Source organism: Fibrobacter sp. UWR3 (assembly GCF_900143055.1).
Lineage (GTDB): Bacteria > Fibrobacterota > Fibrobacteria > Fibrobacterales > Fibrobacteraceae > Fibrobacter.
Genome location: NZ_FRCW01000003.1, coordinates 25,720 through 46,340, shown reverse-complemented (window position 1 = coordinate 46,340; position 20,621 = coordinate 25,720). Strand labels below are relative to the sequence as shown.

Annotated in this window: 17 protein-coding genes; 14 read left to right on the top strand and 3 right to left on the bottom strand. The window is 47.3% G+C overall.

Features of this window, described 5'->3' with window-relative positions:
- The first annotated feature begins 57 nt into the window (after nucleotides 1-57).
- The 12 genes from BUA44_RS15570 (at nucleotide 58) to BUA44_RS04240 (ending at nucleotide 12,257) form a co-directional block, all read left to right on the top strand.
- Nucleotides 58-1,461 carry a hypothetical protein gene (locus BUA44_RS15570; protein WP_175549773.1) on the top strand — a complete coding sequence of 468 codons (1,404 nt, stop codon included), beginning with the start codon at nucleotides 58-60 and terminating at the stop codon, nucleotides 1,459-1,461.
- 130 nt (nucleotides 1,462-1,591) lie between these two features.
- Complete coding sequence (locus BUA44_RS04290) at nucleotides 1,592-2,206, top strand: MptD family putative ECF transporter S component (protein ID WP_072809616.1); 615 nt, start codon at nucleotides 1,592-1,594, stop codon at nucleotides 2,204-2,206.
- Entirely contained in the window at nucleotides 2,203-2,889 is a 687-nt protein-coding gene (locus tag BUA44_RS04285; RefSeq protein WP_072808998.1) for an energy-coupling factor transporter transmembrane component T, read from the top strand. The genes BUA44_RS04290 and BUA44_RS04285 overlap by 4 nt, the downstream gene beginning before the upstream one ends.
- Before the next feature lie 42 nt (nucleotides 2,890-2,931).
- Nucleotides 2,932-4,419, top strand: a complete 1,488-nt coding sequence (locus tag BUA44_RS04280) for an ABC transporter ATP-binding protein (RefSeq protein ID WP_072808995.1) — start codon at nucleotides 2,932-2,934, stop codon at nucleotides 4,417-4,419.
- A 290-nt stretch (nucleotides 4,420-4,709) separates the two neighbouring features.
- The gene (locus BUA44_RS04275) at nucleotides 4,710-5,105 is read left to right on the top strand and encodes a four helix bundle protein (protein WP_218587594.1); all 396 of its coding nucleotides are present in this window, start codon (nucleotides 4,710-4,712) and stop codon (nucleotides 5,103-5,105) included.
- Between the two features lie 71 nt (nucleotides 5,106-5,176).
- Nucleotides 5,177-5,335: a hypothetical protein gene (locus BUA44_RS15565; RefSeq protein WP_178348737.1), complete on the top strand. Its 159-nt coding sequence runs from the start codon at nucleotides 5,177-5,179 to the stop codon at nucleotides 5,333-5,335.
- Nucleotides 5,336-6,085: 750 nt separating this feature from the next.
- The gene (locus tag BUA44_RS04270; RefSeq protein ID WP_072808992.1) at nucleotides 6,086-7,165 is read left to right on the top strand and encodes a DNA cytosine methyltransferase; all 1,080 of its coding nucleotides are present in this window, start codon (nucleotides 6,086-6,088) and stop codon (nucleotides 7,163-7,165) included.
- A complete protein-coding gene (locus BUA44_RS04265; RefSeq protein ID WP_072808989.1) occupies nucleotides 7,162-8,190 on the top strand; it encodes a DNA cytosine methyltransferase in 1,029 nt (342 codons plus the stop codon). The genes BUA44_RS04270 and BUA44_RS04265 overlap by 4 nt, the downstream gene beginning before the upstream one ends.
- Nucleotides 8,191-8,193: 3 nt before the next feature.
- Complete coding sequence (locus BUA44_RS04260; protein WP_072808987.1) at nucleotides 8,194-8,913, top strand: hypothetical protein; 720 nt, start codon at nucleotides 8,194-8,196, stop codon at nucleotides 8,911-8,913.
- Nucleotides 8,910-10,220, top strand: coding sequence for a hypothetical protein (locus BUA44_RS04250; RefSeq protein WP_143151862.1), 1,311 nt, complete (start codon nucleotides 8,910-8,912; stop codon nucleotides 10,218-10,220). The genes BUA44_RS04260 and BUA44_RS04250 overlap by 4 nt, the downstream gene beginning before the upstream one ends.
- Nucleotides 10,221-11,615: an LlaJI family restriction endonuclease gene (locus BUA44_RS04245; RefSeq protein ID WP_072808978.1), complete on the top strand. Its 1,395-nt coding sequence runs from the start codon at nucleotides 10,221-10,223 to the stop codon at nucleotides 11,613-11,615.
- A gap of 105 nt (nucleotides 11,616-11,720) precedes the next feature.
- Nucleotides 11,721-12,257: a helix-turn-helix domain-containing protein gene (locus tag BUA44_RS04240; protein ID WP_072808975.1), complete on the top strand. Its 537-nt coding sequence runs from the start codon at nucleotides 11,721-11,723 to the stop codon at nucleotides 12,255-12,257.
- Here BUA44_RS04240 and BUA44_RS04235 read toward each other — a convergent pair.
- The 3 genes from BUA44_RS04235 to BUA44_RS04225 form a co-directional block, all read right to left on the bottom strand.
- Nucleotides 12,234-13,265: a DMT family transporter gene (locus BUA44_RS04235; RefSeq protein WP_072808973.1), complete on the bottom strand. Its 1,032-nt coding sequence runs from the start codon at nucleotides 13,263-13,265 to the stop codon at nucleotides 12,234-12,236. The genes BUA44_RS04240 and BUA44_RS04235 overlap by 24 nt on opposite strands.
- A gap of 103 nt (nucleotides 13,266-13,368) precedes the next feature.
- Nucleotides 13,369-15,117, bottom strand: a complete 1,749-nt coding sequence (locus BUA44_RS04230) for an ABC transporter ATP-binding protein (protein WP_072808970.1) — start codon at nucleotides 15,115-15,117, stop codon at nucleotides 13,369-13,371.
- Nucleotides 15,118-16,884: an ABC transporter ATP-binding protein gene (locus BUA44_RS04225; protein WP_072808968.1), complete on the bottom strand. Its 1,767-nt coding sequence runs from the start codon at nucleotides 16,882-16,884 to the stop codon at nucleotides 15,118-15,120.
- A 126-nt stretch (nucleotides 16,885-17,010) separates the two neighbouring features.
- On the opposite strand from BUA44_RS04225, the gene BUA44_RS04220 reads away from it, so the two are divergent.
- Together BUA44_RS04220 and BUA44_RS15560 are read left to right on the top strand one after the other, a co-directional pair.
- Nucleotides 17,011-19,290, top strand: coding sequence for a TonB-dependent receptor plug domain-containing protein (locus BUA44_RS04220; protein ID WP_072808966.1), 2,280 nt, complete (start codon nucleotides 17,011-17,013; stop codon nucleotides 19,288-19,290).
- Between the two features lie 16 nt (nucleotides 19,291-19,306).
- The gene (locus BUA44_RS15560; RefSeq protein ID WP_072808963.1) at nucleotides 19,307-20,533 is read left to right on the top strand and encodes a hypothetical protein; all 1,227 of its coding nucleotides are present in this window, start codon (nucleotides 19,307-19,309) and stop codon (nucleotides 20,531-20,533) included.
- Nucleotides 20,534-20,621 lie beyond the last annotated feature (88 nt).

The following is a 20,621-nucleotide window of genomic DNA, read 5'->3' as shown; positions in this document are numbered from 1 at the left end:
AAAAAACCTGACGGAGTGTTACAAAAACAGAAAATCAATCCGTCAAGGGAGAGAAAAATGAAGAACCGTTTGACGTCTAATCTTGTGTTCGGCCTTGCTGCTGCCTCCGTGTTTGCGATACCCGCATTCGCTCAGGAAGCTGCCCCTGCCGCCGAAGCCCCCGCTGCAGCGCCTGTTGCGGAAGCTCCTGCTGCAGCTCCCGCTGCTGCCCCTGCTGAAACTCAGGCCGCTCCGGCTCCTGCCCAGGAAGCCCCTGCCGCTGCTCCGGCTCAGGAAACTCCTGTCGCTGCCGCTCCTGCCGAAGAAAAAACCGTTGAATCCGCTCCTGCCGAAAACACTAACCCGGGCGAAGTCGCTGACGCCGCCGGTAACGCTCTCGGCATGCTCAAGGCTAGCATGAACGAAGGCACTTCGGAAGCCCAGATGGAAGTCAAGTACAATGGCGAAGTGGAATTTGATGCTTACACAGGCAATGTCTGGGCAGAAGATGACCTGAACCATTCCTACGCTTCTACCTTCGACCTGAATTTTGAAGTCAAGTTCAACGAAAAGTGGTCTGCATTCGTTGGCCTCGAAGCCGACGGTGAAACGACTGATCCGGCCGCCATTTACAACGGCGCCTATATTCAGTACCAGCCGGCCGATTTCTTCTCGGTTAAGCTGGGCGACCTGACTTTCTCGGAAGGTGCATTCGTTGCCTACTATGACTACGACGATCCTGCCGATAACGCCGCCGGTATGAAGGAACACGATATCCGCGGTCTTGAAATTGACCTGGCTGGCTTCATTCTCGGTGTTGGCTTTGGTCGTGGCGATAACGACTGGGCCGACGAAGAAGGTGCCAAGGTTTACGATGTGCACGCCGCCTACGAATTCGATTATGCCGGTCAGCACTTGCGTCCGTATGTAGACTACAAGAGCTTCCAGACCACTCAGCATAACGAACTCCATGCCGGTGTAGAAGCGGGCCTCTCTCTCGGTGGCTTTGGCTTCAGGGCTGTGTATGGCTTCCATGCCGACTACCTGGGTGACGACGGCGATGTCGTGGAAGGTCAGGATTGGACTTCTACCGCTCACGCCTTCTTGGTTGAGCCGACCTTCGAAGTGGGTATGTTCGATATCAAGACGACTGCCTTCTATGCCATTGTTGACAGGGGCGATGCCGCCGAAGATGCAAGCGACCTTGACAACGGCGAAATTCCGGAATACTTCTTCGTGTATGCCGAACCGGCTTTCAAGCTTGCCGAATTCATCAAGTTCGGCATTCCTGTAGAATACCACACGCACACCTTGGATGATGATGACGATACCGCTGCTACGTTCGATGTCGGTGGCCGCATCTACATCACTCCGGTCGAAAACCTGGAAATCACCGCTTTCGGCATGGTGGATGTTGCAGTGCAGGATAACGAAGACGACAATGCTCTGCGTTTCGGTCTTGAAACGGTGTACAGCTTCTAATTACCTCGCATAATGCGCAAAAAGGGGACTGTGGCGTTTTGCCGCGGTCCTTTTTCTGTCTAAATGGAGTAGAAAAAAGTGCATCAAAAAACTCTATTTGGCGTGCATTTGTTTGCTATTGGAGACTTTTATGAGTGACGTTAGAACGACTGGAAAAAAATCATCGAATACGTTGGTCCGCGACCTGGTGAATGTGGGCATATTTTCGGCACTTTATATCGTGCTTGGTTTTATGTCGTCGAGCATCGGCTACATTCCTGCCCTAATTGTTTTTTCGACCGCGAGTATCGCGCTTGTGACGAGCGTTCCCATGTTCCTGTTTTATTCGAAAATAGAAAGGCCGATTCTGTGCTGCATGCTTTTCTGCGGCATTTTCGGGGGCGCAATGTTAGTGATGGGTCAGAGCATTATCATGTTTGCGATAAGCCTTGCAGTTGGGCTACTGTCGGGAACAATTCTGAAAATCATAGGGAAAAATTTTGCTGGCTTGTACATGTCAAACATTGTCTTGAGCCTAATGAGTTCTTCAATGATGCTTCCGCTTTGGCTTTATACCGAGGAATATCTGGAATATACCCGTGGCATGTGCGACGAAGGTTACGTTGCGAAGCTGGCGGAACTTTCTAACAGCATCTGGCCCCTGGTCGGAATCTACACCTTCGGCATTTTGGGTGCCGTTATCGGTGGACTCGTGGCTCGCCGCATCATGAAAAAGCATTTCGAACGAATCGGTCTTGCCCGGTGAAATTGGATCCGCGAACAAAACTGTTCTTAACGATTGCGGGGAACAGCATCATTCTTTCCGCACCTGTAATTTACGGCGCTATGATTGTTGTTTTGCCGGCAGTTTTATTGGTGCTTGAAAAAAGATGGCGGTTTTCCCTGCTCTTTTCTTTCTTGTACGCAATATCTGCATTCAGTTTTGATTATTTAAAAGCGATGGATGTCGGGCTGGCGGGCACGCTGTTTGTCTCGACAATGATGCTTGTTTCGCATGTGATGCCGATAAGCGTTATTTTTTACTATGTCATGACGACCACCAAGGTGAACGAGTTCATGGCGGGAATGTCGAAGATGCATATTCCTAACAAAGTGACGATTCCCTTAGCGGTGATGATTCGCTTTTTCCCGACCGTATTCGATGAAGCCCGCGATATCGGAAACGCAATGCGCATGCGGGGCATTCGCCTGTTCAGCCTGCGGACATTAAAGAACCCGCTTGCCATTTTGGAATACAGACTTATTCCGCTACTGGTGTCGCTCACAAAAATCGGGGATGAACTTTCGGTGGCGGCGACGACGCGCGGACTTTCGCCAGAAACGAGACGTAGTTGCGTTGTCAAAATCGGGTTCCTCGTTCAAGATGTTGCCGTGTTTGTTTATTGTATTGCGGTTGTAGTTTTATTCTGTTCTCGGTTAGTCTCTTAATTGTCATTCCCGCGAAGGCGGGAATCTCCTTGCTTGTTAGAAATGACTATCACATTAAAAAACGTCTCGTTCTCTTACTCTGATTCCCTGGACGATGCCGTCATCAAGAACTTGAATTTCGAAATCAAGTCCGGCGAATGCGTTGTGCTTGTGGGGGAGTCGGGTTGCGGCAAGACGACTATTTCTAAGCTGATCAACGGGCTTATTCCGCTTTATCAATCGGGAACGATGGCGGGCGACGTATTGCTCGGCGACAAGAATACCGCCGACATGACGCTCGCCGAAATTTCAAGACACGTGGGTTCCGTTTTCCAAAATCCGCGTTCGCAGTTTTTCAACATCGATACCGACAGCGAAATCGCTTTTGGCTGTGAAAACTTGGGAATGGACCCGGAAGAAATCCGGGAGCGCGTGGATCGCGTCGTGAAGGAATTCCACATAGAACATCTGGCGGGCCGAAACATCTTCCACCTTTCCGGCGGAGAAAAGCAGAAAATCGCCTGCGCCTCGGTCTCTGCGACCGACCCCGAAATTTTCGTTCTTGACGAGCCATCGGCTAATCTTGACCTGAAGACCGTCGCAGACCTCGCCGGAATCATCAAGTTTTGGAAATCCCGCGGCAAGACCGTTGTTATCGTGGAACATCGCATCCATTACCTGCGCGACATTGCAGACAGAATTTGTTACGTAAAAGACGGACAAATTCAAGACGAATGGACTCCCGCCGAACTCGAGGCGAAAGGCCCGGAATATGCGGCAAGTCTCGGACTGCGCTGCATGAATTTGGAACAACTTAAAAATAAGGTCCCTGAGCTTGCCGAAGGGCCGGAAGGTTCGAAGGAGCCTGCGAAGCGAACTCTTAAAGAATCATTGGTCTTCAAAGACCTCCGTTTTGCCTACAATCGCAAATTCCCGGTTCTTGACATTCCGGAACTTTCACTCCCGCGCAATCAAATCACAGCCATTATCGGGCATAACGGTGCCGGAAAATCGACGCTTGCTCAGGTGTTGTGTGGGCTTCGCGGAACCTGGCGACAGAAACGCAAGGCGCGTAAATACGGCGCATACTTGATTATGCAGGACGTGAACCACCAACTGTTTACAGAAAGCGTCCTTGACGAAATCTTGCTAGGCATGAATCCGCAAGATGAAAATTCTGCCCTAGAAATCCTTGAAAGGCTCAACCTGAAAGAATACGCTAGCTGCCACCCGATGGCGCTTTCGGGCGGTCAAAAACAACGCGTGGCTATCGGCAGCGGCGTTTCTAGCGGCCGCGAGATTGTCGTGTTTGATGAACCCACCAGCGGCCTGGATTACAAACAGATGCTTGCCGTTTCGGCAACTCTCCAAAAATTGGCCGCCACTGGAAAAACGCTACTCGTGATTACCCACGACCCCGAATTCATTCTAAACTGTTGCCAGTCCGTCATTCGCATGGAACACGGAAAAATCGCGGAACAGTACCTGCTGCAAGGCAATCAGGAAAAGTTGATTGAATCGATGATTGAACGGCCTTGGAACGCTTTTTAGTCTAAATTTTGCCCGTTATCCCAGAAAAGTTTGTATTTCTAAAACTCATTTGCTATATTCTACATAACCAGCAAATAGCTGGCCAAGCTCACAAAAGAGCCGTTTTCTATATCGTATTATTTTATATGACATAGGAACGGCTCTTTTTTTGTTTTTTTACCGCGCGGCGCATGCCACGTAAAGGAGCATTATGGATCCAAACCACGTTCCGTTCGAGGAACTGCCCATCACGAACCGCTTCATGTTCGCGCTGGTATTCAGCCATAAAAATGTGAAGTGTGTGATGTGGAATGTGTAATGACAAGCAAGAAGAACAAATGCATAGCACCTGTACTAAACAGAATGTTCTTTCTTTGAGCAAGAGTTTTGCATTACAGATTGTGAAATTGTATCAAGATCTGACCTCAAACAAAAGAGAGTATGTTCTTAGCAAACAACTACTGCGTAGTGCAACCAGCATAGGAGCAAACATCAAAGAAGCTCAGTTTGCACAAAGCAAGGCAGATTTTATCGCTAAAATGTATATTGCGTTAAAAGAAGCGGGAGAAACCGAGTATTGGGTGGAATTGTTGTACGAGGCACAATATTTAGAAGCAAAGGAATTCAAAATAATTATTGAGCCATGCCGAGTAATAATCCGGATGCTTAGCGCTATAACCAAAACCGCCAAAAAAACTTCCAAATAATTTCACACTACACACTTCACACCACACATTTGTATATTTGTCTGTCGGACAACGAAACGAGGAAGCGCTATATGACTTGGCAACAGGAATTGGATGACTTGGTGTACGATGAACGCCAGCGCACTAAAGCTGCCGAAAAACGCGCCAGCGAGGCTGAAACTCGTGCTGACGAAGAAAAATCTCGTGCCGACAAGTACGAGAAGATTCTCAAGGAACACGGGCTCCTTTAACTAGGGCCTTGGAACGTTTTTTTATCTAAAACCGGTCCGCAGGGGCCGGTTTTGATGTTTTAGGTCGTTTTTTTTCAACAAAAACGGCAAATGTCACCTTTTGCCATTCCAAAAATCTATATTTCAAGGCAAATAGAGTTTTCTCTTGTTCTCTACTTGAAACTTCGACAATTTCATACACAGGGAATAAGACGGACGCTCACGTCTGCGACCGGCGCAAGCCTGCCGCATCGTTTTGGTACATGCATATTTGATAAATCTGCCTGTAGGCAAACGGCCATTTTGGGGCGTGAGTTGTTTGTGTTTATTTGTGTAGGGCAGTCGAAGGCCTCAGGTAGGTAAATGCATTCAACTCCACGCCTTTTTTATTTTCGAAAAAGCCTGGACAGGTGCAGAACAAGGGTGGACTCGCTGAGTTTTGCTCTTGTCCTCTAACTGAAACTTCGACACTTTCATACACAAGGAATAAGGCAATGACTCGCCACCGCCCGTGGATTGCATGGGCGTAGTGTACCCTGGGCGTACTGTATCCGCTCGGGATTGTTTTGCAACGTCATTGCGAACCCTGAAAGGGTGAAGCAATCCATTGCAAGATTATGCGGGTGTATTGTATTCTTTTGAAAATGTCGCGCTTTTAGGCGAGGAGTGAGTCGGCTCCTCGCCGTTTCTTTTTGCCCGCACCCCGGCCAAACGAATCGGCCAGAACCGCTCCCGCGAGAGTGAACTCGTTCACTTTCAAAATGGAGCGATATGGCCCAGACTCGACAGAAGAAGAAACCCACTTGTATTGATCTGTTTTGTGGGTGCGGTGGACTAAGCAAAGGATTTGAACTTGCTGGTTTTAAAGTTGTTGGAGGAATAGACTTCAATGCTGCAGCTATAAAAACTTTCAATCACAATTTTAAAAATGGGAAAGGAATCTGCTGCGACATTCTGAATGTTGATGAAAAATTTATTCTGAATGAATTTGATAATCTAAAAAACATTGATGTCATTATTGGCGGACCTCCTTGTCAGGGCTTTTCAAGTGCAAATAGATATAATCGTGAATGTGACGATCCCAGAAACAGGCTGTTTTTTGAGTTCATCAAATTTGTTGATATAGCCAAGCCCAAAGCGGTCGTTATTGAGAACGTTCGTGGTATTATAACAAAAAACAATGGATACGCAAAAGACCGTATAACCGAAATATTTGAAGAAAGGGGTTATAAGGTTACTCATCAAATTTTAGACGCATCAGAGTATGGAGTTCCTCAAAAAAGATTGCGCAATTTTTTTGTGATGACGAAAAATGCGCCATTTAGCTTTGCGTCGTTAAAGAAAACCCCAAAACCGATTACAGTATCTGATGCCATATCTGATTTATATTCGTATGAGAAAAATCAAAAATACACAGAGCCAACATCTCCTAACGCTTATTTAGCGTACCTTCGAAAAGGCTCGACAGGATTAGTAAATCACGACATCCGATATCCTGCAGAAATCGTTCAAAAGCGAATTTCATTTGTGAAGCAAGGACGCAATTGGCAAGACGTCCCTAAAGAACTTTGGCCAACGCAAAGAAATAACCGCCATTCTTCAGCGTATAAACGTTTGTCTGATGACATGCCTTCTGTTACGATAGATACGGGAAATAATCATAGCAATTACTTCCATCCAAGATACAACAGAATTCCTACGGTGCGAGAGGCTGCTCGTCTGCAATCCTTTCCAGATATATTTGAATTTGTTGGAAATAGATCGGAACAGTACAGGCAAGTTGGAAATGCTGTGCCCCCTCTTTTAGCGAAGGTTGTCGCAGAAGAAATCATCAGGAGGCATCTGAAATGAAAATAATCGACCTGTTCTGTGGAATTGGCGGGCTAAGTCTTGGCTTTGAACAAGCTGGATTTAAAACGGTTGCTGCTGTTGATATGTGGAAGGATGCCGTGACGACATTTAACTACAATCGACATAATAAAGTTGGCATGACAATATCTGTTGAAGAATTTAATGAAAAAATTCTTCCAGATTTGCTAAAAAAGCACAAAATATCAGGGATTATTGGCGGACCACCTTGTCAAGGTTTTAGCACTGTTGGAAGAAGAGAAGTCGATGACCCTCGAAATAAGATGTATTTGGAATTCTACAAAGCCGTCAAAAAAGCAAATCCTTATTTCTTTGTTATCGAAAATGTTAGAGGTATGCTTACACTCAATAAAGGTGCTTTTGTTAAGGATTTGGTGGAACGCTTTGGGGAAAAAGGACTAGGATACAAAATATCATATAAACTTTTAAATGCTTCTGATTATGGAATCCCTCAAAATCGACAAAGGGTCTTTTATGTAGGCGTGAAAGAAGGGACGTTTGTTTTCCCTAAGGAAATTACACCTGTCCAAAAACTAAGCGCAAAAGATGGTATTAGCGATTTAGAAGGTTCAGACAACAACCACTACGGATCCGACCCTGCAAATGAGTTTCAAAAAGCGATGAGGGGTTGTTGTAAACATCCGCTAAATCAAGATTACACGAACCATTCCGAACAGACTATTGGAATCGTTAATCAGATCCCTGATGGCGGAAATATAAAAAGTTTACCACCTGAATTTTGGAACATTCGAAAATACAACAAGGCTTTTGAACGAATGGGAACATTCAAACCATCTAATACAATTGATACAGGGCATAGGAACTATTTCCATTACAAAGAACCACGTATTCCTACAGTACGTGAGTCGGCTCGATTACAAAGTTTTCCAGATAATTTTGAAATAATCGGAACTCGCGGTAGTCAGTATAAACAGGTTGGAAATGCGGTTCCGCCAATGTTGGCGAACATTATTGCAAAAGCAATAAAAAAACAAATAAAGAGGTGATTTATGAAGATTGTAATCGACACCCCGAATTCTCCAGGCACTCAGTTTAATGAGACGACCGATGAATACATTTATGAAATGTATAGATATCTTGAAATGAAAAAAGATGGTTTTGTAGAAACATATAAAAATTTTCAAAATCATGCTACATATTTTACAACCGTAAGTTATATTCGGAGTATTTTCCCGTTTTTGAAAAATGCTGGAATTATTAACGATTATGAATTTGTATCAAAGCATCTTTTTACTGATTTGGGAAAAGCTTACTATCTCTGCATCGATTCAATAAAGAAATCAGAATCTGAAGGAGAAGATAAAGGGGTGTATCAATTCGAAAATATAAAGCATGAGATTATTAGAAATTGCATTCGTAACATCATTCAAAACCGCAATGTTCAGTATGGAAAGATATTCCAAAAAGTGCTTAGGCATTTTCTTACATACGATAGGATAAACGAATCAGAATTTGCGCTTCTTTTGGGGGTCCTTCAAAATAAAGTTACTGAAAGTGAATATCAATCTATCATGAATAATCAAAAACGTGAAATCATCTTTTCAATCAATGTTATGGAAAAAGGTTCAACTCATATGAAGAAACTAACTAAAATAACTTGTTTTTCGTATTTTATGGGGTCTTTGAAACATGCTGGAATTATCAAGAAAGAAGGGAAAAGTGACTTCGCTCGAATTTGCGATTCTAAAGTTATTGAGGTGATGTTATGAGTGATTCCATAAAGAAAAATGTTGAACAACTGGCAAAGTTATTCGACGTAAAAACTGATAAAGACAATAATCCATCCGAGACAAAGCCTAGTAATAAACCACATTCTTGCGAACAAGTAATCTACTATGGCGTTCCTGGTTGTGGCAAGAGTTATAAGGTAAACGAAGTTGTTGACAAAAAACTGAAGGAACATTCTGTCACAGACAAACAATACCACACTATTCGTTGTGTGTTTCATCCAGAATATTGCAATGCTGATTTTGTTGGCCAAATTTATCCTTGTGTTTTGCCAGACAACAAAGGGGTTGAATATAAATTTAAGCCTGGTCCATTTTCTGAAATAGTCCGCCGTGCTTATTTGAATCCGGACGAGCCATTCTTCCTGATTATTGAAGAAATCAATCGCGGAAACGCAGCTGCGATTTTTGGTGAGATGTTTCAATTATTGGACCGAATTAAGAAGGGTGAACCTGCGGATGAATCCACTGAAAATAAATATGATTCTGGATGGAGCTCTTATGGCGTTGACAACCAGGATATAAATGCCGATATTCGTGACATTCAGAAACTTAAGAACGAACAAACAAACGAAAAGAATAAACATAGCGTTGAGGCGAAAGGTTCTGGAACAGATACCAATCCCAAATGTTACTCCTGCATAGATGTTCAGGCAAATGATGGAAGTGTGCTCCATTTTTCCACAAATACTGCAATACGTTTGCCACCCAACTTGTCTATCTACGCGACAATGAACACTAGCGACCAGAACGTGTTCACGATGGATAATGCCTTCCAACGTCGTTTTAAGTTCAAAATGATTGAAAATGAATTGGATGATGCCGCACAATATGATATAATTATTGGCAAGGATGAAGAAAGTGAAGTTTCAACAGGTGTCCGTTGGGGTAGCTTCCGAAATTGGGTAAACAAGAAAATTTTATCTCAAAAAGGAATTCTTTCGAAGTCAGAAGATAAATGTCTTGGTGGATGGTTTATTTCGACTGATGCCGTAGAGGTAAAAGACAAAAAGGTCACCAAGTACGAAAACATTTCAAAAGAAGATTTCGCAGAGAAGGTCCTAAAATACCTATGGTATGATGTATTTAGGCGTAATTCAGCAACAGAAGTGTTCAACGAGCCTGATGTTACTGAAAATAAAGATGTTGTTTCGTTTGCCAAACTTGCGAAGGAATTTAAATCTAAAGATAATGTTGGTTTTGATGCTTTCAAAAAAATATTCAAAGATATTGAAAAGGATAAAGACGATCTAACAAAAACATACGCCGAAAGCAAAGCCGACACCTAAATGTCTGAACAGAACCCAAATGTCACAAAGTCTATGCGAGAGACGGTATCGTCTTTTGCGGATTTTTGCGTGTATGATGCTTGGCGTTCAAGTGACGAAAAGAAGGACAAATCGTTTGTCGGGATAAAGATCGAGGACAACCGCCCCAAAATCTATTTCCCGATGGGGTATCGCGCGTCAAAGCCGTCCGAGGATGTTTGCAAGTGGGATTTTTACCAACTTATTGCCGTATTGAACGACAAATCCCTGCAAAGTTATTTCTCCGAAGAAGACTTGAAAAAATCCCAACTGGATTTCCCGTTCTATGCGTATCTTTCGGTATTGCAATACTATCTCGATTTCGGTTACTTTGTGGAATCCGAAACGATTTACAAGAAGGGTTTCTCCGGCAAAATTAACTGGCCGCGAACCATCAAAAGAATTAAGCCACAAGTCGTCAAAGACGAAGAAGGTCACGATCAAGTTGTATATCTAAACTTGATTACACGCAAGACAAGTTACCGCGAAGACAACCTGATAACGCTCGTCCACAAGTTTTGTGTCAAAGAGGCGGCTCAACTGATTGGTCCGCTTTACGGAATTTCAGAAGACGAAGTCGAAGAGCCGGAACTTTTGTTCGATTATGAACTGTTTGCAGAAGTGATTCAGGATAAAATTGCAGCGACTTTCAACGACAAACACCTGGAACTTTTCCATGCAATGTTGAAGATGGTCCGTTATTTGGGAAACAAGGAAAATCGTGGCGAAGATGGTAGTGAAAACGAGCCGTTGTTTGGCGTAAACACCTTCGCCCCTGTGTGGGAAGCGATGGTGGATAAGATTTTCGGGAAGTTGCCGCAGGGAGTTGCCAAGGATAAATTTAATCCGCATTTACGGTGGAATGACGGATGCCGCGATGAAAAACTTGATGAATCTGAAGAAGAAATAGTCCTGAATGACCCGAAACGTTCCACACTCCGGCCCGATACGATTATGGTTATGGGGGAGGGTGTGTGTATCCTTGATTCAAAGTACTACAAATACGGCTTGACTGGTTTCAATTCGCATTTACCAGGGGCCGAATCGGTTTGTAAGCAGATGGCTTATGCGGAATATGTAGAAAAGATGCTGGGAGATCCTTCGACTTCGTTACACTTCGCTCAGGATGACACTTTAAGCATTTACAACGCCTTCGTTATGCCGTACTGTGCGGATGCGGAAGGCGCTTCGGCAAGCTCAGCGACCTTCCAAATGAAACGCGTCGGTTACATCTATGGTGACTGGAAAAACGTGGAGGACGAAAACCGACCTTATCACAAAATCCACTGCATTCTCCTTGACATGAAATCTGTCATGCGAAATTACGCAAACAACCCCGCTGCGCAAAGTGAACTCGCAAAGCTAATTCCTCATTAGAAAAGTTCCATATTTTCAAAGTCAATTTGCCAAATATAGCAAATATGCTATATTATTTACAAAACTGAAGCAATACAGAGAACTTGTCAAACAGGGAGTTATGCAATGAAAAAGAATCAAGTCATCGATTTTATGTCTTCGCTCGAAAACGAAGACAAAGGCCTGGATTCGTACGCCAAGACTTACGAGGCGCTGTCGGCCTTCCTGACGGATTTTGATTTCCTGAAAGATTCCTTGGGGCTCACGCAGCAAGATGTCGCCGACAAGATGGGCACGACGCAAAGCGCTATCTCGCGCATTGCATCCTTGAAAACGAACCCTTCGTACAAGCAGTTGCTGAAGATGTCGGAGGCCGTCGGTGGCGAACTGTACATAACTCCGATGAAGAGCATGGCCGTCCAGGTTCCTTACGACTTGCAAGAAACAGTACGAAAGTTGGCGACCGAGGCTGGCTCAAGTCCTAACGATTTTCTTACAAGCATTCTGCGCAACGCAATAGAACTAGAACGCGCGAACTACATGAACAAAACGCTTGCCTTGAACTGCGTTGGCGAACGCAAGGTCGCATACAGGTCAAAAAAAAGAACTCGCAGGGGTAATCGGCGATTAAATTCCTCATCAGTGTGTCGAGATTTTCTCTAGGTCCTTGATGTCGTGGCTGTGGCCGTGTTTTGCATCGGAGAAGACATGGTTGTGCAAATGGGAATGCGTAACAACGTGTGTATGGGTTATGCCGCCATGCGTGTGCGTGAAAATATGCTGATGCATATGCGAATGTGAGCGGACAAGCGTATCGTAAACCACAAAAATGGTACCGGCAATCATGACCAGGAACGCCACGACGTATTGCAGCGTGATTTTTTCGTTCAGGAGCACGACAGAAAACAGGACGCCGATAAAGGGCGCAAAGGCGTAAAAGGCGCTGGTCTTTGCTGCCCCCAGGTATTTTTGTGCGCGGATGTAGGTGAAAATACTCAGGCCGTAAGCCACAAAGCCGAGCAGCAGGGCGAGCGGGATGTATTTTACGGCAAAGTTCATTTCGCTTGTGACGAGTGAAACGACGATGGAACCGATTCCGGAACAGAGGCCTTTTATGGTTACAATCTGGTATGTGCTTTTGTCCGAAATTTTGCGGGTGCAATTGTTTTCTAGCCCCCAGCAGATGGTCGCTCCGAGAACGAAGATGGAGCCGACAGAAAAATTGAAACTGTCGGTGTTTTCGAACGAGAGAAAGAAACTAGATGTCGTTATGAATAAAATCGCAATCCACAAACGCGTGGACACCTTTTCTCTAAAGATGAACAGCGCAATCAGCGTTGTCGCGACGATTTCGAAGTTCCCGAGCAGCGATGCGTTGCTGGATGTTCCGTACTTGACGCCGAACATGAGCAGTATGGGGGCGACAATGTCGAGCAGGACCATGCCTAGCGTGTAGGGGAAATCTTTTTTGCAGAGCCGTTCCGATTGGCTCTCGCGCCTGACATGGAACAGGTAGAGAATGCCGATTCCGAGCCCTGCGCCAATATAGAGCAGCCCAGCCATGAATACAGACGAAATATGGGCCAGCAGCATTTTGGAGCAGGGAACATTCAGTGCATAAAATGCGGCCGCCGCTATCGCATAACCAATCGCAATGACATTCTTGTCCATGATTTAAATGGAGAATTTTATGATGGGAGCGCGTCCAAACGAGTCGCCTGCGAAAGGAACTCGCCGCCGGCCCCCATCATCACGCCGGGAGCGGCAATATTCATTACAGCTTCCAGCTAACAGCCTCGCGACGGGAATCAATGAATCGGGCGTAGATTCCACCGTTCTTCACGAGTTCTTCGTGCTTGCCCTGTTCCACGATTCGGCCCTTGTCTAAGACGATAATCTGGTCGGCGTGGCGCACGGTTTTCAAGCGGTGCGCGATCATGATGACCGTCTTTTCGCGGGTCAGTTCCTGGATGGCAAGCATCAAGTCGCGTTCATTTTCCGGGTCCACGTTCGCAGTCGCTTCGTCCAGAATGATGACCGGAGAATCCTTCATGATGGCGCGTGCAATCGAGATGCGCTGGCGTTCACCGCCGCTGAGGCTTGCGCCGCCTTCGCCGATGACCGTATTGTAACCGTCGGGGATTTTTTCGATGAAGTCGTGGCAGCAGGCTTTCTTGGCGGCTTCTACGACTTGCTCGTGCGTGGCGCTTGGATTCCCGAACTTGATGTTGTTTTCAATCGTATCGCGGAACAGATACACGTTCTGGAACACGAAACTGAAATTCTTCATGAGGCTATCCATGCTGTAATCTTGCACGCGGCGACCGCCCAATGTCACCGAACCAGCGTTTACGTCCCAGAAGCGAGAGAGCAAATGGCAAAGCGTCGTCTTGCCAGAACCGCTCGGGCCCACGATGGCCGTAGTCGTCTTTTCCGGAATGGAAAGCGTCACGTTGTCAATGATTTTGCGCTTGTCGTAGGCGAAATCGATGGTGTCGGCCTTGATATCGTGATTGACGGGGGCAATATCTTCGCCGTCGATATCCATGGTGGGCATGTTCAAGATTTCGTTTGCGCGGTTCACGGCGATATCTACGGTGCGGAGGAGGGCCGCGTAGCTGCCGCCCAGTTCAAGGACTGCAAATAGCATGAAGGAGCACACGAGCATGATAGCACAATCGGCAAGTTCCATAGTTCCGTTCAAATAGAAATGAATCGAGAACATCATGATGGCAACACCAGTGAGCTTTGCAATAAAGGTCTGCAAGTTCGAAAGCGGGACGCACTTGAGTTCCATGCTAATGTTTGCTGCTGTGCACTTGTCGATGACTTCGTTCAGTTCCTTGGAGCGCTTGCCGGTCATGTTGTAGGCCTTGACTTCGGCGATTCCCTGGATGTATTCGAGAACTTTTTCAACGACCTTGCTGTCGCATTCCACTTTTTCGTGCGAAATAGCGCGAACGTTCATGCGCATGAGCGTGTTGATGAACTGGAATGCCGCGAAACCGATGGTTGCCACAATTGCGATTCGCCAATCAAAGAAGGCAATCATCAGGATAATTAGAACCGTGTCGAGAATGCCCTGCGTGACCATCATGACCACGCGTGTGGCCACGTCGCCGAGCTGTTCCATGGTGTTTGTCGTGACGGAGGTAATGTAGCCGAGGCTGTTCTTGTTGAAGTAGCCCATAGGCAGATAGCGCAGGTGTTCGGCAATCTCGATGCGTTTACTCGCACAAGTGCGGTAACCGCCCTCGGTTTGCCACATGCTCATGATGCGCTTGGTGACGGTTGCGCCAATAAGGCTTACAACCATGATCCCAAGCGAAAGCCAAACGATATCCATGGTGAACGGCGCCGTTCCCTGCACGTGGCGAATAACGCCCTGCAGCATGACTGCCATGGCACCGATACGGAGTGCCATGAAGAAGGAGTTGAAAACGCCGACGATAATGGAACCGTAGAATTTGCGACGGTTTTCCGCATTGCAGAAGTTAAAGAATTTAATGAGAGTATCGAACATTTATGCATCCTCCTCGGAATCTTTGGCGCTGATGTGGGCTTGCCACATGGACTTGTAGAGGCCGCCCTTTTCGAGCAGTTCCTGGTGCGTGCCGCAGCTGTCAATGTTGCCGTCCTTGATGACGTAGAGCTTGTCGGCGTCCTTGACGGTCGAGAGGCGGTGAGCAATCACGATGAGCGTCTTGCCCTTAACAAGTTTTGCCACGGATTTCTGGATGATGGCTTCGTTTTCGGGGTCGGTATAGGCGGTCGCTTCGTCGAGAATGACGATGGGAGAATTTTTCATCATCGCGCGGGCGATGGCGATGCGCTGGCGCTCGCCACCGGAGAGGTGGGCGCCCGAGCCGCCGACAATCGTGTCGAAGCCGTTTTCGAGACTCATGATAAATTCGTAGCAGCCGCTTTGGCGCGCCACCTCTTCGACTTCGGCATCCGATGCGGTCGGCCGCCCGAGCCGAATGTTCTCGCGGACGGACATGTCGAACAAGAAATTGTCCTGCGAAACGTAGGCGATGCGGCGGTTGTATTCTTCGAGCGAAAGATCCCTGATGTTCACGCCACCGATTTCGATGTCGCCGCTGTCAACATCCCACAGCGAGGCGATAAGGCGAGCAATCGTCGATTTGCCCGAACCGCTCGGGCCCACGAATGCGGTAAAGCTTCCTTCGGGGAGAACCATGTTGATGCCGTGGAGAATTTCCTTCTTTTCTTCGCATTCGATTCCCTTATGATAGCTGAATCGCACATCTTTCAATGTGATGGAATTGTCGGCGGGTTTGCGCTTGTCGGCCGCGGGGCGTGCGAGTTCCTTCATTTCGAGCACCGAGCCGACTTCACCGAAAATGACGCCCGCCTTGCTGATGTCGTCACTGTAACTCATGATGGTGAGGAGCGGCATCATGATACTCACCGAAACGATGATGACGGTGATAAAATCCACTGCCGTAATGGAACCGTTGTAATAGAAGTAACCGCCAAACGGCAACACCGTCAATAGTGTGGCAGGAGCGACCGTGATGGCAAGTGAATGCGGCCAAATGCAGCGACGCATCCATTCGACAAAACAGTCGCTCCCTTCTTTTGCGGCTACTACAAATTTGTCGTAAGAAGACTTTGACTTGCCGAACGCCTTGATGACTTCGATGCCGTTAATGTATTCAACCGCGGTGTCGTTCAAGGTCTTCGTTTTCTGGATAGAATTATCGAACCACTTCTGCGCTCCGGCAAACATAACCGCCATGGCGACCATACCAATCGGGAGCGTGCCGAGCGAGGCAAGCCCCATGCGCCAATCGATATGAAAAAGGTAGGCGAACATGAGCACAGGGAGAATCAGGTTCGAGGTAAATTCCGGGACTACGTGCGCAAGCGTCGTTTCCATGCTGTCGATGCGTTCTACCAGGATGTTCTTGAGTGCGCCCGAAGGCATGTCGAGAACAGAACCCAGCGGCACTCGTGAAAGTTTGTCGCAAAGATCCTTGCGGATGTTGCCGAGAACGTTGAACGTCGCTACGTGCGAAAGCGTCGTCGAAATGCTGTGGAACAGGACATTCCCGAACCAGAATGCCGCAATAATCAGGCATTCCTTAAGGTAAACATCCCAGTCGCGCACGCCCGAAAGCAGTTCGCGCACAATGTTTGCGATAATGATGTAAGGAGCGATTCCGCAAGCGACGCGCAAAAGCGCAAAGAAGATGCTTGCGATGTAGTATTTTTTCTTGTTTTTGGCAAACAGAAAAATCCAAGAGAGCAGAGATTTCTTTTTCATAGAGTTTCCTCCCAAAAGGGCTGAATCAAATTTTGGAAAAAAACGTTTTCTGTTCTACTCCAAACGGATTTTCGCCAAACCTTTTGGAGTAGAATTTTTTTGCGCTTGTTTCTCAATTTGGACGCGATGAAACACCTTTTTGCATACAAATTGACAACTCTCGTGTTGGTGATTCTTGCGATTGCCTCTGTGGCAGCGCGTGCGCAGGAAACGTTGAACGACGCAAACGCCGAATCTGCCGAAGAAATTACGAATTTTGACGATATTTTTGCCGAGGAAACCTCCACAAACGAAAGCGCTCCGGCAGAACAGTCCGCAGCGAAATCGGGCTCGTCCGGCGTAACGGTCCTTGACGAAATGGGCATCGAAGGCGAAGGAATCAACGAAGCCGCACCCGTCGACAAGAAAACCAAAGCCGAATCGGTCAAGGTCATGGATGCCACGGAACTTCAGGGCTCCAGCGCCACCATCGCAGATGCCACGAATCGATCTTCGGGCGTAAAAATCCGCCAGTCGGGAGGCATGGGCAGCGAAAGCAAAATCAACATCCGCGGCATGGAAGGCAAAAATGTGAAGGTGCTTGTCGATGGCGTCCCTGTCGATAACGGCAACGGGAATTTCTCCGTCAACGATATTCCCATCGACAAGATTGACCGCATCGAGATTTACAAGAGCTATGTGCCCGAACGCTTCGCGACCGACGGCATGGGCGGCGTGATTAACATCGTAACGCATGATTTGCCCAAGAGTTCCATTACGGGCTCTTACAGCTTCGGGAGTTTCAACACGCATAAGGCCTCGCTCGACGCAAAATACGTGTGGGTAACTGATTCGGCCAAGAGCCGCGCTATCGCCACCGGAATTTCGGCCTATTACAACTACTCCGACAACGATTACGAATTCACCACACCCTACATGGACACGGTTGTAACGCGAGATCACGATCGCTATTACAGTTACAACGTGTTGCCTTTTGTCTCCTTCGAGAAATACTTCTTTGACAAGGCGACTTTGGGCGTGATTTACAACGCGATGGATAAAGAAATTCAGTCGAATTCCCACCGCATCGAAGAGGCGAACTCCAATGCGCAATCGTACGGCGTGAACCTTTCTCTCGAAAAGGCGAATTTGTTTGTCAAGGGGCTTTCGGCCGCGCTTTTGTTCAGCTACGCCTTCGGTAAAGAGGCTGTCATCGATACGAGTCATACTTATTACTACGGCTGGGACAAAGAGAATGTTCGCGAAGCGAATACCGCCTTTGGTGAAATTTCTATGGGTGGGGCATCGCATATTGAACGCGAAAACCAAACGATTGTAGCTCCCTGGAATTTTGACTACGCGTTCACGCAAAACCACATTCTCACCTGGAGCGGCCTTTACCGCTACGAATCGCAAGATCCGGAAGACAAGCGCGCCGCTAAAGGGCAGACGCTCAACAGCGCCGGATTCCCCGGGCACAGCAATTCCGTTGTAACGGGGCTTTCTCTCGAAAATAACTTCTGGAACGAACGAATCCAGAATGTGGCGGGCGTCAAGGGATATTACTACTCCATTAAGGCGGACGATGACGGCGAAAAGCGTATACAGCAGTTGACAGACGACTATGCCGAAAATAAGGATTTCGGTTACAGCGAAAATTTCCGCGTCAAATTGATTGACGACTTGTCGGTTGTTGAGCAGTTTGCCGTCAAGGGTGGCTACCAGCATAGCCTGCGGTTCCCGACCCGCGAAGAAATCTTTGGCGACGGAATGTATGTGCAGTGTTCCCCGAACTTAAAACCCGAAAAGTCCGACAACTTTACCGCAGGTGCCGAACTGGATATGCGACAGATTCCGCTGCTCTTGAAGTTGCATCTGGAATTCAACTGGTTCTACATGCTCATGGAAGACCGCATTTATTGGAACAACTACGCGTCGGTTCCGCGCCCTTACTACAACAGTGTCGGTACCAAGACGACTGGCTTTGAAATCGACGCCGCAGTCGATGTGAACGAATACATTTCACTTTCTTACAACCTCACCAGGCAAGAAGCCGAAAGCCGCGAAGCGGATTTGGCCTACGGAATCGCCAAGGGGCTGACCGTTCCGAATATTCCTACGCTCTACATGAACTTCGGCGCAGAATTCCATGTGGGCGACCTGATTTACCGAGATGACTTTTTCAAGCTCTACTGGCTTGCCAACTACACCGATGAATATTACTACTCCTGGAAGGTCTCCAAAAGGCAAGACCGCACCATTCCCAGCTCGTTCACCCAAGATTTAGGCGTGGAATACTCCATTCTCGCCAACATGCTCTCTTGGAATTTCGAAGTCCGCAACTTCATGGATGTCCGGGTGTATGACAAGTACGGTGAATCCAAGCCCGGTCGTGCTTTTGCGACCAAAGTCAAGTTTACACTATAACAAAAAAGGAAAACAAATGAACCTCTTCAAAAACCAAATAACGATTGCTGCAATCGCGTCCACAATGATGCTCGCGGCCTGCGGCGATGACTCCAGCTCCAGTTCTGCTGGCGACAACGGCTCTTCTTCGGGGGACAAGTACCTGCTCTCCTTTATGATGGACGCCTCTCAATTTGTCGGAACAGCCTCTCTTTCCGATAATCAGGCCAAGGTTGTCGAAGACTTTATCGAAGCTCCGAACGCTGGCGGCGTCGCGTACTTCAACGGCTCCGTTTACGTGCTCGCCACTGACGACGCCATGAACAGCACCCTTTCGCGTTACGAACTGGATAAAGACGGCAATATGCCTGCCAAGGCCTCCGCTACGGCCAAGTTCCAGGGGACCCGCGCCATCATGATGAAGTTCGTTGACGAAAACAAGATGTACGTGGAACAGTCCATGGGCGACGCCATTACCGCCCTTGACCCGACAACGCTCAAGACCACGGCTACCATCGATCTTTCCGAGTACATTGACGAAGAAAGTGGAGCCTTGACATCGGTTCCGGGCTCCGCCGTAATCCGTGACGGCAAGATGTTCCTGACCTTGAGCCAGTTCGTCGACTTCAACAATTTCATTGCGGGCCCGCGCGCTTCCGTGGTGATTATCGACGTGAAAACAGACAAGGTCGAAAAGGCCATTTTTAGCGACAAGGTCGCGGCCGTTGGCGGCATGGACGACATGAACAACACCATGTCCTTTGTCGATGAAAAGGACGATATCTACTTCTATTCCAACGCCTCTTACTGCTACGTTGAAGGTTACAAGGAAGGCTGGATCCGCATCAAGAAGGGTAAAACCGACTTCGACAAGGACTGGGTTTTCCGCATGCACGATGCCGAATACGATGGCAAGAAAACGAACGAAAACAACCTGATGGTGGGCGGCACCTACATGGGTAACGGCAAGTTTATGGGATTCTTCGGCAGCTTTGCCGACCCGAGCAACTTCAACAATTATGAATGGCAGTTTGTGGTTGTCGATGTCTACAAGAAGACCGTTGAAAAAGTGGATCTTTCTCCGACCATCCCGTGGTTCGCTCCGTCCATTCACCTGGATGCCGACGGCAAGAGCGTGCTCCTGGGCCATGCCGACAAGAAGGGCGGCGCTATCTACCGCTACGACATCGCTAGCGGCAAGGTCTCCAAGGAAATGGACGTGACCACCGGAACCGCCTACTACATCGTTCCGATGGCTGACTAAGATTTAGTCCAATCACCATACAATAAGGCCACCCTGCTTAACCGCGGGGTGGCTTTTTGGCGTTCTTTTCGTAGATTAGCCTTTACTA

Bases quoted from the DNA above. Each gene is read 5' to 3' on its own strand.
- BUA44_RS04275 (WP_218587594.1), top strand. From the start codon at position 4,710: ATGTGTAATGACAAGCAAGAAGAACAAATGCATAGCACCTGTACTAAA.
- BUA44_RS04225 (WP_072808968.1), bottom strand. From the start codon at position 16,884: ATGAAAAAGAAATCTCTGCTCTCTTGGATTTTTCTGTTTGCCAAAAAC.
- BUA44_RS15565 (WP_178348737.1), top strand. From the start codon at position 5,177: ATGACTTGGCAACAGGAATTGGATGACTTGGTGTACGATGAACGCCAG.
- BUA44_RS04260 (WP_072808987.1), top strand. From the start codon at position 8,194: ATGAAGATTGTAATCGACACCCCGAATTCTCCAGGCACTCAGTTTAAT.
- BUA44_RS15560 (WP_072808963.1), top strand. From the start codon at position 19,307: ATGAACCTCTTCAAAAACCAAATAACGATTGCTGCAATCGCGTCCACA.
- BUA44_RS04235 (WP_072808973.1), bottom strand. From the start codon at position 13,265: ATGGACAAGAATGTCATTGCGATTGGTTATGCGATAGCGGCGGCCGCA.
- BUA44_RS04250 (WP_143151862.1), top strand. From the start codon at position 8,910: ATGAGTGATTCCATAAAGAAAAATGTTGAACAACTGGCAAAGTTATTC.
- BUA44_RS04240 (WP_072808975.1), top strand. From the start codon at position 11,721: ATGAAAAAGAATCAAGTCATCGATTTTATGTCTTCGCTCGAAAACGAA.
- BUA44_RS04265 (WP_072808989.1), top strand. From the start codon at position 7,162: ATGAAAATAATCGACCTGTTCTGTGGAATTGGCGGGCTAAGTCTTGGC.
- BUA44_RS15570 (WP_175549773.1), top strand. From the start codon at position 58: ATGAAGAACCGTTTGACGTCTAATCTTGTGTTCGGCCTTGCTGCTGCC.
- BUA44_RS04220 (WP_072808966.1), top strand. From the start codon at position 17,011: ATGAAACACCTTTTTGCATACAAATTGACAACTCTCGTGTTGGTGATT.
- BUA44_RS04290 (WP_072809616.1), top strand. From the start codon at position 1,592: ATGAGTGACGTTAGAACGACTGGAAAAAAATCATCGAATACGTTGGTC.
- BUA44_RS04245 (WP_072808978.1), top strand. From the start codon at position 10,221: ATGTCTGAACAGAACCCAAATGTCACAAAGTCTATGCGAGAGACGGTA.
- BUA44_RS04270 (WP_072808992.1), top strand. From the start codon at position 6,086: ATGGCCCAGACTCGACAGAAGAAGAAACCCACTTGTATTGATCTGTTT.
- BUA44_RS04280 (WP_072808995.1), top strand. From the start codon at position 2,932: ATGACTATCACATTAAAAAACGTCTCGTTCTCTTACTCTGATTCCCTG.
- BUA44_RS04230 (WP_072808970.1), bottom strand. From the start codon at position 15,117: ATGTTCGATACTCTCATTAAATTCTTTAACTTCTGCAATGCGGAAAAC.